The organism is Nocardiopsis sp. NPDC101807 (assembly GCF_044766605.1).
Classification (GTDB): domain Bacteria; phylum Actinomycetota; class Actinomycetes; order Streptosporangiales; family Streptosporangiaceae; genus Nocardiopsis; species Nocardiopsis tropica.
In genome coordinates, this window is sequence record NZ_JBIWMK010000008.1 from 282,135 (window position 1) to 293,769 (window position 11,635).

General features: G+C 71.0%; 10 protein-coding genes. 3 read left to right on the plus strand and 7 right to left on the minus strand.

Features of this window, described 5'->3' with window-relative positions; all coding sequences use genetic code 11:
* Positions 1–428: 428 nt before the first annotated feature.
* Both ACIRPH_RS24690 and mnmA read right to left on the minus strand, forming a co-directional pair.
* Entirely contained in the window at positions 429–1,031 is a 603-nt protein-coding gene (locus tag ACIRPH_RS24690; protein WP_402918408.1) for a DedA family protein, read from the minus strand.
* A 128-nt stretch (positions 1,032–1,159) separates the two neighbouring features.
* Positions 1,160–2,248 carry a tRNA 2-thiouridine(34) synthase MnmA gene (gene mnmA / locus ACIRPH_RS24695; RefSeq protein WP_402918410.1) on the minus strand — a complete coding sequence of 363 codons (1,089 nt, stop codon included), beginning with the start codon at positions 2,246–2,248 and terminating at the stop codon, positions 1,160–1,162.
* A gap of 162 nt (positions 2,249–2,410) precedes the next feature.
* On the opposite strand from mnmA, the gene ACIRPH_RS24700 reads away from it, so the two are divergent.
* Entirely contained in the window at positions 2,411–3,577 is a 1,167-nt protein-coding gene (locus tag ACIRPH_RS24700) for a DUF695 domain-containing protein (protein ID WP_402918413.1), read from the plus strand.
* A 42-nt stretch (positions 3,578–3,619) separates the two neighbouring features.
* On the opposite strand, the gene ACIRPH_RS24705 is transcribed toward ACIRPH_RS24700, so the two are convergent.
* A complete protein-coding gene (locus tag ACIRPH_RS24705; RefSeq protein WP_402918416.1) occupies positions 3,620–4,453 on the minus strand; it encodes an ion transporter in 834 nt (277 codons plus the stop codon).
* 425 nt (positions 4,454–4,878) lie between these two features.
* Between ACIRPH_RS24705 and ACIRPH_RS24710 the strand changes: the two genes are divergently transcribed.
* Positions 4,879–5,430, plus strand: a complete 552-nt coding sequence (locus tag ACIRPH_RS24710; RefSeq protein ID WP_402918419.1) for a thymidine kinase — start codon at positions 4,879–4,881, stop codon at positions 5,428–5,430.
* Between the two features lie 27 nt (positions 5,431–5,457).
* On the opposite strand, the gene ACIRPH_RS24715 is transcribed toward ACIRPH_RS24710, so the two are convergent.
* From ACIRPH_RS24715 to ACIRPH_RS24730, 4 genes are all read right to left on the minus strand, one after another.
* Entirely contained in the window at positions 5,458–6,219 is a 762-nt protein-coding gene (locus ACIRPH_RS24715) for a hypothetical protein (RefSeq protein WP_402918422.1), read from the minus strand.
* On the minus strand, positions 6,212–7,297 hold the full coding sequence (locus ACIRPH_RS24720; protein ID WP_402918624.1) for an NlpC/P60 family protein: 1,086 nt from the start codon (positions 7,295–7,297) through the stop codon (positions 6,212–6,214). The genes ACIRPH_RS24715 and ACIRPH_RS24720 overlap by 8 nt, the downstream gene beginning before the upstream one ends.
* A gap of 107 nt (positions 7,298–7,404) precedes the next feature.
* A complete protein-coding gene (locus ACIRPH_RS24725) occupies positions 7,405–8,076 on the minus strand; it encodes a hypothetical protein (protein WP_402918424.1) in 672 nt (223 codons plus the stop codon).
* Positions 8,077–8,095: 19 nt separating this feature from the next.
* Positions 8,096–10,423, minus strand: a complete 2,328-nt coding sequence (locus ACIRPH_RS24730) for a conjugal transfer protein TrbL (protein ID WP_402918427.1) — start codon at positions 10,421–10,423, stop codon at positions 8,096–8,098.
* A 534-nt stretch (positions 10,424–10,957) separates the two neighbouring features.
* On the opposite strand from ACIRPH_RS24730, the gene ACIRPH_RS24735 reads away from it, so the two are divergent.
* Positions 10,958–11,584 (plus strand): hypothetical protein, encoded by a 627-nt coding sequence (locus ACIRPH_RS24735; RefSeq protein ID WP_402918430.1) that lies wholly within the window; start codon positions 10,958–10,960, stop codon positions 11,582–11,584.
* Positions 11,585–11,635 lie beyond the last annotated feature (51 nt).

An 11,635-nucleotide genomic window follows, 5' to 3' on the forward strand; every position in this document is an offset into this window, starting at 1 on the left:
GGCGGGGGCTCCGTCCTTCCGCGGGGCGCGGTGACAGGGTCATCGGTTGCCCCCGGGGCGGAAGGGCCGGCGGGGGTGGGGCGCCGGGCGCGGCGCGGGGCGGTTCCGGCGCCGGTGGTCGATCCCGGCGCCGGGGAGGAACCGTCCGGCCGGACCGGGCCTCCCGCCGTCGGCGGGTGGCGCGGTGACGGCGCTGAGCGGCACGGGCGGGACGGGCGGGACGGTGACGGCGGGGATGGTGGTGCGAGCTCGCACAGGGCTCCTTCTCGTACGACTTTGCTTGTAGTACTTCAGGTGAAGTGGTTTGAATGTAGTACTACAACACGAGTGGTGTCAATGCCTTCGAGCGGGAGCCGTCCGGGCACGGCGAAAGGGGCCCGACCGCGCAGGTCGGGCCCCGGGGAGGAGCTGTCGGGAGGGGGCGGGCCTCAGGCGGGCCGCGCGGCGACGGCCTGCGCCGGGCCGGCGTCCTGCCCGTCGCGCGCGTCGGCGGCGCCGGCCGCGTCCGGAGCGGCCCCGGGGGAGCCGCCGGTCCCCCCGTCGTCCGCCCCGCCCCCCGAGCGGGCGCGGGCACGGCGGCCCCGCACGACGAGGAGGGCCACCAGCGCGCAGGCCGCGGCCACGACGCCCAGGGCGGTCCACGGCGAGCTCAGGAAGAGCTCCAGCCAGGTGCCGACCACGCCGCCGATGATCACGCCCCACAGGCCGGCCCAGACGAGGCAGCCGACGAACATCGCCGCGAGGTAGCGCGGGAAGCGCATGCGCATGGCCCCGGCGGAGAGGTTGACGGCGGTCTGCACGCCGACGGTGCAGAAGCTCAGCGTCACCACGGGCGCGCCGTAGCGGTCGATGCGGCGCCGGGCCGCCTCCAGCCGCGGGCCGAGCGCGGCGCCCATGCGGCTCCGCGTCACGCCCGCCCCGAGCCCGCGGCCGATCCAGTAGGTGGCCTGGGCACGGCACAGGATCACGCCGAGCAGCGTGAAGTAGACGATCCAGAAGGGCTGGCCGTCGAGGAAACCGAATTCTGGCATGGGCGAGCTCCCTAACCTCGGCCAGTAACTATGCTATGCCTAACCTAACTTCGGCAAGGGGTCGCAGGTCACCCGCCGGGGCTCCGTCCGTCCCGACCCGGCCGGGCGGGGCCCCGCCCGGACCGGCCTCAGACGGAGGCCGCGGCCCGGGAGGTGGAGGAGATCGTCGCCGAGCCGAGCACGGTGTCCCCCTCGTAGACCACCACGGCCTGCCCCGCGGCCACACCCGTGGCGGGCTCCGCCAGCCGGACGACCAGCTCCGCGCCCTCGTCCCCCTCGCGCTGCCACACCGTCGCCGGGTAGACCTCGCCGTGGGCGCGCAGCTGCACGCGGCACTCGATCGGCTCCACCGGCGGCAGGCTGCCGCTCCAGACGGGCCGCACCCCGGTGATCCCGTCGACGCGCAGGGACGAGCGCGGCCCCACCGTGACGGTGTTGCCCACCGGCTCGATCGAGAGCACGTAGCGCGGGTCGGGCGCGCCGCCCAGCCCCAGGCCCTTGCGCTGGCCGATCGTGAACGTGTGGGAGCCGTTGTGCGTGCCCACGACGTTGCCGTCCTCGTCCTGGATCGGGCCCGGCCTCTCGCCGATGCGCCGGTTGAGGAACCCCGCCGTGTCGCCGTCGGCGATGAAGCAGATGTCGTGGCTGTCGGGCTTGTCCGCCACGGACAGCCCCCGCCGCTCCGCCTCGGCCCGCACCTCGTCCTTGGTGCAGTCCCCGAGGGGGAACATCGCGTGCTCCAGCTGGCCGGCGTCGAGCACGCCCAGCACGTACGACTGGTCCTTGGCCCGGTCGACGCTGCGCACCAGGCGGCCGTCGACCTTGCGGACGTGGTGGCCGGTCGCCACGGCGTCGAACCCCAGCGCGACCGCCCGGTCCAGCACCGCCTCGAACTTGATCTTCTCGTTGCAGCGCAGGCACGGGTTGGGCGTGTTGCCCGCCTCGTACTCGGCGACGAAGTCCTGCACGACCTCCCGGTCGAACTCCTCCGACATGTCCCACACGTAGAAGGGGATGCCGATGACGTCCGCCGCGCGGCGGGCGTCGTGGGAGTCCTCCACGGTGCAGCAGCCGCGCGCACCCGTTCGGTAGGACTGTGGGTTCTTGGAGAGCGCCAGGTGAACGCCGGTGACGTCGTGGCCCGCCTCGGCCACCCGGGCCGCGGCGACCGCGGAATCGACCCCGCCGGACATGGCGGCCAGTACACGCAAAGTCATAGTGGTTCCAGCGTATGCGCCCGCCGGGGGTCGCGGCCACGGGCGCCGGGCACGCGGCCCGCGGCGCCCCGGCGGGTCCGGCCCGCACGCGGCGGGGCGCCACCGGGGACGCGCCCGCCGGTGAGGGCGAGGGTGGTCGCCCGGTTCTGCGAAAATCGTGACATGGCTCTGTTCCGTCGTCGCCGCTCCGCCGACTCCACCACGTCCGTCACCGCGTTCTGGGACGCGTGGCCCTCCGTACGCGACGCCCTCGCGGGCGCGGCCGACGCGGACCGGCCCGCCCCCTCCGAGGTCTCCGAGCGCGTCACCGCGCTGGTCCGCGCGATCCACCCCGACCTGGACTGGGAGGTGGGCGCCGCGCCCAAGCGGCAGGGGGGACTGGACGACCTCGACCTGTCGGCGGACACCGACCCCGACAAGCTCCTGGAGCAGCTGGCGGCCCTGGACGACCCGTCCAAGCTGACCGACGGCCCCGCCCACGCCCTCACCCTGCGCCCCGGCGCGTCCGAGGAGGCGCGCATCCTGTCCGAGCGCTGGGCCCGGTCGGCCCCCGAGGACGCCGAGTGGCTGTTCCGGCCGGTGCGCCCCGCCGACCACGAGCGGCTGTCCTCCGTGGTCCGCTGGGACGACCACGAACTGGACCTGTCGCACGTGTCGGTGTCCATGCGCGTGAACCAGGGGACCGGGCGGATCGAGGTGGGCGTCTACCACCCGGACAACATGTTCCTGTCCCAGGAGACGCGCGAGGGCGTCGCCGAGCACGTGGCCCTGCTGGCGCTCGGCGAGGACGACCTGGTGCGGTGGATCGGCCTGACGGCGCCGCTGGACGAGCCTCCCCTGGACCCGCTGCCCCCCACGTCGATGCCGTCCGTGGTCCGGCAGATGGCCGACCTGCTCGGCGGCTCCGGCGGCTGGGCGACCCTGCACGGGCGCATCCCCATCCAGGGCGCGGTCGAGATCATGCTCCGGCACCCGCTGACCCGCCGCGACTTCCCGGCGTTCTCCCTGTTCGTGCAGGTGGTCGTGCCGTACACGCACGCGGACGAGGACAGGCTGCCCTCCGGCGCCTCGGCCTCCGCCCTGGCCGACCTGGAGGCCCGTGTCTCGGACGTGCTGGGGGACAACGGTGCGCTGTTCATGCAGCAGACCGTCGGCGGTCGGCGCGACTACCGCTACTACCTGGACCCGGACTCGGGCGTGCTCCCGGAGTTCGAGGCCGTCCTGAAGGACTGGCCCGAGGGCGAGGTGAAGCTGCGCAGCCAGCTGGACCCGTCCTGGTCCCAGTTCAACGCCGCGCGCCGGCCGTTCCGCCGCCAGCTCGGGGAGTAGGCCCCGCCGCGGGAGGGGCCGGCGGGAAGGCGGGTCCGGCCCCTAGAGCCCCGGGGCCGGCTGCGCGGCGTCGCCGCCCCGGCCGACCGGCTGTTCCGGGGCGGGGCCGCCGTCGCGCTCGACCAGCATCCGGTTGAGCCGCTCCACCTGCTGCCCCAGCTCCGCCAGGCGGGCCATGACGGCCTCGTGCTGGACCTCCTCCATCTCCTGGTCCTCGACCCAGCGGCTCTCGTTCACCTCCTGCTCCATGGAGGTGACGATCACGCCGATCACCAGGTTCAGCATGATGAACGCCGTCAGCACGATGTACAGGACGAAGAAGACCCACCCCAGCGGGTGCTCCTCCAGCACCGCGTCGGAGACGTCCGGCCAGTTCTCCGTCGTCATCAGCAGGAACATCGTGTAGAGCGACGTGCCGAGGTTCCCGAAGAACTCCGGCACCTCCTCGCCGAACAACTGCTGGGCGATGATCCCCGAGGTGTAGATGACCACCAGGAGCAGGCCTATGACCGTCCCCATCCCCGGCACGGCCTTGAACAGGGCGGTGATGATGATCCGCATCTGCGGCACGGCGGTGATCACGCGGAGGATCCTGAGGACCCGCAGGATCCGGAGCACCGCGAACGGCCCGGTCGTCGGGACGAGGGAGATCGCGACGACGAAGAAGTCGAACCAGTTCCAGGGGTCGCGGAAGAAGTCGCCCCTCCAGGCGTAGATCTTGAGGGTCATCTCGACGACGAACACGCCGATGACGACGCGCTCGGCGATGAGGAGATACGGAAGTGCAGAACTCCCATAAGTGGCCCATCCCAAAATCACGGCATTGATCAGGATCACCACGAGCATCACATTGGAGAACCATCGGCTCTCGACCATCCGGGTGACCTGAGCACGCCGCAACGTCACTTCCCCCTCGACAATTCCACCCCGAATTCGGACACCGACGACCTGAATATATCGAAGTGGACTCGACTGCTTTCCGCACACCCTCCCGCCGGGCGGCGCCACCGAAGACGGTACGCCCCGCGGCGGCACGGAGCCCGCAGCGGAGCGCCGACGGCGGGCGCGTGGAACATCCCACACCCCGGCTCGCGCCGCCGACCGGGCCGGAGGGCTCCCGGCCCAGGAGCCCCCTCCGGCGGCGGGATCCCGGGCCGGGCGGACGCCCCCACCTGCGCGACGGGGGGCCGGACGGCCGACGGTGATTCGGGGGGAACGGCCGACCGCTGATATCTTCACAGCCGGCCACGGCAGGAGTCCGAGCCGTCGACGGCCCCGGCGCCCGCGACCCAGGAAGAGACATGGCGGAGCTGAAGTACTTCACCGGTTCGATGAACTCGGGCAAGAGCACGATGGCCCTCCAGGAGCACCACTCACGTGGCGGCGAAGGGGTGCTCTACACCAAGCAGGACCGGGCCGGAGCGGGCATCATCTCCTCCCGGCTCGGGCTGGAGTCCCCCGCGGTCGAGGTCGGGGACCACCTGGACCTGTACGACGACGTCGCCGACCGCAAGGCGCCGTACGTCATCTGCGACGAGGCCCAGTTCCTGTCCTACAAGCAGGTCGGCCAGCTGGCCGGCGTCGTGGACGGCATGGGGATCGACGTCTACTGCTACGGGATCCTCACCGACTTCCAGGGGCAGCTGTTCCCGGGCTCGAAGCGCCTGGTGGAACTCGCCGACAAGATAGAGGTCCTGCCGGTCTCCGCCCGGTGCTGGTGCGGCGGCCGGGCCACCCACAACGCGCGCGTGGTGGACGGCGTCATGGTCTACGAGGGCGCCCAGGTGCACATCGGCGGCAACGAGTCCTACGCGACCCTGTGCCGCCACCACTTCATGGCCGGCGTCGCCTGACGCGCTGCCCAGGCTTCGGCTCGCGCCTTAGCCGGGCCCGAGGATCCCCAACCTGACCTCGATGTACTCGACGAGCGCGTCGCGCTCGTGTTCGAACAGTGAAACAGGCACCAACTCACCGTTGGAAAAATCACGGTCCGTTTCGAATTCCATCTCGTAAACGGTATCGCCGGAGCGAACGACTATCACATAGACAGTCGTCCCTTCTTCGGTGAGACCGTGAACATAGTGAGATGCGTCGGCAAAATCCGCTGAACCTTCAGAGTGCGAACTCAGAGCGAGATCGCCAATAAGGGAGGCACTCTCATCGAAGTACGCACCTGCCTGACCACTCGCCTCATTTCCTTCTTCATCCACCACGAAGGAAGCGTAGGAAAAATCCAGCGTCCAGACCGAAGACCTGTCACCGGCAGGGATCACATTCCAGGCGCACTCGTCCATAACCGTACGAGGAGTCTCTCCCTCCCCGGGGTCACTGTAATTGCCACCAGGATCTGTTCTTGTGGAACTGACCTCGTTCACTTGTGGAATCGTTCCACCACACAGATCCAGAGAATCCGTGGGCATACTGTCACGTGGCTTGATGGTCTGCTCAGGAACGACCGCTTGGGCTGAAGAGTCGCCCTCAGCCGCTATTCCTGAGGAGACCGTGTTGAAGAAGAGGCTGGCCGCGCCGACGAGGGCACCGAAGACCCCGAAGGCCGCCAGGCTTCCGCACCCGAACACCGCGGCGGCGGCCCTCCACCCGTGCAAACCCTGCTTCGCGGGCGGTGCCTTCTCGTCAACCACGGTTATCCTGCGCCTCCAACTGGGCTATCACATCCGGGTGCTCGAGCGGCCGGGTGAATCCCACGATGTCCGAACGATTGGGGTCATCGTACTCGCGCACCGCGATCGGTCCACAGTTCGTGCACCAGGCCTCGACCATCAGGCCGTCCCCGATCACCATGGCCATGTGCCCCGGCCCCGGCGGCTCCCCCGCCCGGGTCACGTCGAAGAAGACGAGATCACCGGGCTGTTCCTCCCCCATGGGGATCTCGGGCCCGAAGTTCCACTGGTCCTGGGAGACCCGGGGCACGGTGACGCCGATGCTCTCGTAGGCCTTCATGGTCAGTCCGGAGCAGTCGTAGCCGTCGGGACCGGTCCCGCCCCAGATGTAGGGCTTCCCCCGCTGGTCCAGGGCCCAGTCGACGACCGCCTGGGTCAGCTCGTCGGGGGCGCGTCCGATGAACTGCCCGTCCTGGTCCAGCTCGCACAGGACGGCCGTTCGGATGGAGCCGCTCGTGTCGAACTCCCCTCCCGCGTACTGCTCGGCCCACTCCAGCACGTCGTCCACGTACCACCAGGCGTGGTTGTAGCCGAAGATCGCCTGACGGACGTCGTCCTCGAGGCCGTGTGCGATCAGGTAGTCGGCGGCGGCGGGGATGGCGTCCGCCGGGTCGTAGACGTTGACGACCCCGTCCCCGTTGCCGTCGACGCCGTACCCGTTCTCCGGGCGCTCCTCCACGGCCTGGACGGGTTCGCCCCCCCAGCTGTTCCCCGCGGCCGACCCGTCGAGGGAGCCGAACTGCATCGGTCCGGCGGCCCCCCAGTCGTTGTGTCCCTCGGTGATCCCGGGCCCCTCCCAGCGCCCGTGGTGGGACTCGACCTGGCCGACCCCGGCGAGGATGTTCCAGGGGATGCCCTTCTCCTCCCCGACCTCCTGGTAGATCTCCAGGTAGTTCTCCGGGATGGAGTCCATGGCGTAGCCGCTCGCGTCGGGCTGCTCCGCGTCGGCGTTCGGCGTGCAGACGAGCCCGCTCGCCATCAGGGAGCCGACCTGCTGGGTGGACGTCGTGATGACCGGGATCACGAACATCGCCAGCATGACCGTCAGGGCCACCGCGACCACCGCGGTCACGCCCACCCAGAGGCCGGCCGCACCCCGGTCGGAGGGAACGGGCGGAGAGGGCTTGAAGAGGGGGGACACGTGGACTACTCCTCCCCGAACTGGCCCGCGTCGGCGGGCTGGAAGTCGAAGACCTGCCAGGCGCCGCCGCCTCGGACGACGGTGATCGCGAACTCCCCGAGCTCCTCGTCGAACTCGGCGTTCGCCGTCTCGGTGATGGACTGGGCCGTCACGACGAAGGTGATGGAGTCGCTGCCGTAGGTACGCACGGAGTCGACCTCCGCCCTGCCCTGCGCGACGGCCTCCGCCTCGGACATCTCCTCCCAGAACGCCCCCGCCCTGCTCGCGTCCACGAGCACCCGGGCGTACTCGTCGGTCGCCAGGGCCTCCATCGAGGCGTAGTAGGACTCGGGGGAGCCCGTGTAGTCGATGGTCCCGTAGGCCTCGGCGAACGTCCGCGCCGTCGCCCCCGCCGCCCTCAGCTCCTCCTCGGTGAAGGGGAACCAGTCGAGGACGTCCACGTCCTCCTCGGCCGTGGTGTCGATGGGGCTGGGCTCCACCGTCGAGAGCCCGTCGGGGGCCGCCGGCTCGGTGTCCCCGCTCCGGGACGCCCCGGGCTCCTCCGGGGCGGCGGAGGGGGCCTCCTCGTCGCCGCCCCCGAAACCGCCGAGGCTGAGGTACAGCCCGAACACGACCAGCACCGCTATCAGACCGATGAAGACAGCCCGCTGAGCGCGTTCGGGGAGAGGATTGGGCATGGTTCGGGGCCTTTGTCCGTCAGTCGTCGTTCAGCCAGAAGGGGACGTCGCGTTTGCGGTCCCGCGTGCCGGAGCCCCGGCTCTCCCCCCAGAACGGGGTGATGGGCGCGTTGTCGCGGCGCTTGTCCGAACCGGTCAGCCAGCCGCCGTCGCCGTCTCCCCGGCCGCGCCCCTCGCTGGAGGGCGCGGGGCGCGCCGGACGCTGCGGCGCCTGCCGCTCGCGCCTCTCCCTGGGAGCGCCCCAACGGGATCCGCGCGCGTCCAGGCCGCCGCGGGCCGGGGTGTCCTCCCGTCCGGCGAAGATGCCCCGGCCGGTGCTCGGCTCGGGCCGGTCGGAGCCGGCCGCCCGGCTGTTCCCGGAGACGGGGGAACCGCCGCCGAGAACGGAGCCTCCGCCGCCGTCACGCCGGTCGGAGCCGCCCCGGCTGCCGTTCCCGGTGCCGAACACGCCCGCCCACCCGCTGTCGCCGGTGCCGGTGTAGCCGCCGCTCGGGCGGGGCGGGATAGCTCCGGACCGCGCGCCGTCGAGGCTCGGCGCCTGGTTCCCGTCGCGGGCTCCGCCGGAGGGGCGTGGTCCCGCCCCTCCGCTGTTGCTCCTGTTGACGTTCAGCGGCGGGGCGTCCCCGTCCCCCCGGACGCGCCCGTATCCGCCGCCGCGGGCGCGGACGCCGTCCGCACGCACCGGGACCCCGTCGGCCGGGACCTCGTCGCCGACGCCCGTCTCGGCGGCGGTGGAGGGGACGCCCCCTCCGCCCGCGGGGACCCCGGCCGCTCCCGCGGCGATCTGCGGGGCCCGGCGCAGGCCCCACGCCTGCGTCTTCAGGTTGGCGATCGGCGGGAGGACCATAGCGCTCCTGCTGAGCGCCTGGCTCTGGGCGGCGTCGCTCACGATCCTCGAGGTGAACGTGTTCGCGTTGACCGAGGCGAAGAGGTAGACGAAGGGCTTGCGGTAGACGAACAGCGCCACGGTGAAGAGGGCGAGGAGGATCATCTGCAGTCCCCAGCCGAGGCTGGTGGACATGACCATCCCGTAGCACATGACCAGCAGGGAGATGAGGAGCACGACGAAGATCTGTTTGAGCAGGAAGCCGATCATCAGCTCCACCCAGCGCAGCAGGACCATGCGCCCGTACCCGGGGTGGATCCCGATGAGCAGGAAGACCGGGGCGAACAGGAAGAGGATGAGGAAGGCGATCTTCAGGACGATGAGGGCCACGGACCCCGCGAGGATCAGCCCGCCGGCGAAGACCGACGCGAAGAGCGCGAGCGTCGCCACCCCCAGGCGGCTGCCCTGGTCCTGCCCCGAGAAGAGCGGATAGATGCTGGGATAGAACTCCTGCACGTCAGCAGCGATGGCCTCGTAGGATTCTTGCTTCTCCTCGATCAGCGTGTTCGCGTCGAGCTCGCCTTCCCTGATCTGCTGCTGCTCGATCCGTCCCACGCTCTGAGCTGCTATCAGGTCCACTGCATGGTCTTCAACGGCACTGCTCGCGAAAGGTCCGTTACCGAACTGCCCCGCGACCCACGGCTGGCAGACCAGGCTCGACCAGAGCATGTCGGCGTTGCGCCGCACCTGGAAGTCCGACTCGGACTCCCAGTCGGCCCTTTCCGGGGGTTCGGCACCGGAAGGACACGTCCCCGACCCTCCCCCGTAGGGCACCTGCCCCACGGTGCTGGTCACCAGCTGGCTGCCGGAGTTCACCAGTCCGCCGGCCATGCCCATGATCTGGGCCGGGTTGATCATGATCCACAGCCCGAGGGCCGTGGCTCCGATCATCCAGATCGTCGACTCGATGGTGAGGGTCATCCGCTTGCGGATGAGGCCGAACCACCCGAGCCACAGTGCGCCGAGGATGACGACGGTGGGGATGAGGGGGCGCCAGATCCCCTCCCTGAGGGTGACGACCACGTTCTCGACGAGTTCGTTGAAGCTCGCGAGGAGTCCGTCCGAGGTCGCCGCCTGGTAGACGGTGATCGTCGACTGGTTGACGGTCTTCGACAGGTCCCACGCGGTGTTGGCGAGCGTGGCCTGGGCGCCGTTGCTGATCCCGTCGACGCACGATTCGGTGATCATGTGCCACTGCTGGCCCGCGGTGCCGTACTGCCCGTACATGCTGGCGTCGGGCGGCAGCCCGTCGGGGGCCCCGGCGATGGCGGACTGTGATTGCGGGGGCACGAGGAGCCCGTCGGATCCGCTGCCCGCGGACTCGGGCAGCGGCGCCGGCTCCCCGGGGCAGAGCGGGTTGGCCTGGGCGCCGGTGAGCGGTAGCAGCAGGAAGCCGGAGAGCATCAGGAACGTCATCAGGAGGCGTCGCCATCCCCGCCGTCGGACGTTCTGATGCGTCATCTGCTGGCTCCTGCGTCGTGTGTTCGTGCGGGGACGATGGCAGACACAGGGTCCTGCCGGTGGTCGCACACGCGCGCGTGCACAGCTCCGCGCGCGGCCGTGCGCGACCGCAGGACCCCCGCATGTCTTTACCCCATCTTCTATGGTGCGCCATCACCGGGCCGGGGGATGGGTACAACGCGAGTGGATTTCCGGTTCCCACCCTCCCGACACCCAGACCAGCGTGTACAAAAGTCACCATTCCAAGCATTTCCGCAGGTAGAAGACATGCACGGCCTTCCGAAACCCCCAAAAAACGCAAGGCCACAATTTTCTCTCCACCAGGCGACTATGAGGGGCATCACACTCGGGTTCTCAGTCAGAAGTAGACACCCTGCCACCAATCGGACTGGCACCCGGTTCCGTTCCGGTCTTCTGCGGACCCCCGAGACGCCATTGGCGCCCGACCGAAACCACGCACCCCGCCGAACCGCCGAACCGGTCCACGGCTCCGCCGCCGGAGGCTCCCGCACCGACACGCACGGAGGACGCAGCATGACCGTTCCGCGACCAGACCCGGCCGACCCGCCCCGCGCCCCCGGAGGACCCGCGGGGCCTCCCCTCCCGGCGGGGCGCCTCACCGTGCTCCTCGCGTGCGCCGTCCTGTACCCGTCGGCCGCCACGGGGATCCTCCTCGTGGTGGGAGCCTTCGCCCTCTTCACGGCCACCACCGGCACGGCCGCGTCCGCCGCCTGGGCCGGGGCCGGCCTCGCGGGGCTCGCCGCGGCCCACGCCGCCCTGTACGCGGTGCTGCGCGGCACGGGGCTCCCCCGCCCCGGCGCCACCGCCGCCCTGCTGACGGCGTCCGTGGCGCTGGCGCTGGCCCAGACCGCTCTCCTGTACCCCTGGTTCGGCGTCGGCCCGCCCTGGGGGCCGCCGCTCGCCGCCGCGGTCCAGGGGGCGGCCGCCGCCCTCGTCCTGGCCTCCGTCCGCGGTCGCGCGGTCGCGTGGGCGGCTGCGGCCCTGTGCGCGGCGGCGCTGCTCCGCCTGCCGGTCGCGTGGGCGACGGAACCGGCCGTTCCCCGCGCGGAACCGGCGCACCACGAGTCGGCGGCCGTCGGCCTCGCGGACGGGGGCCCGCGAGGGGACGGCGGAACGGCGCGAATTCATCACCACGCGTGAGGGAACGTATCCCTGGGTGACGAAATCACCAGGGGTCGTGTATCGGAAGGA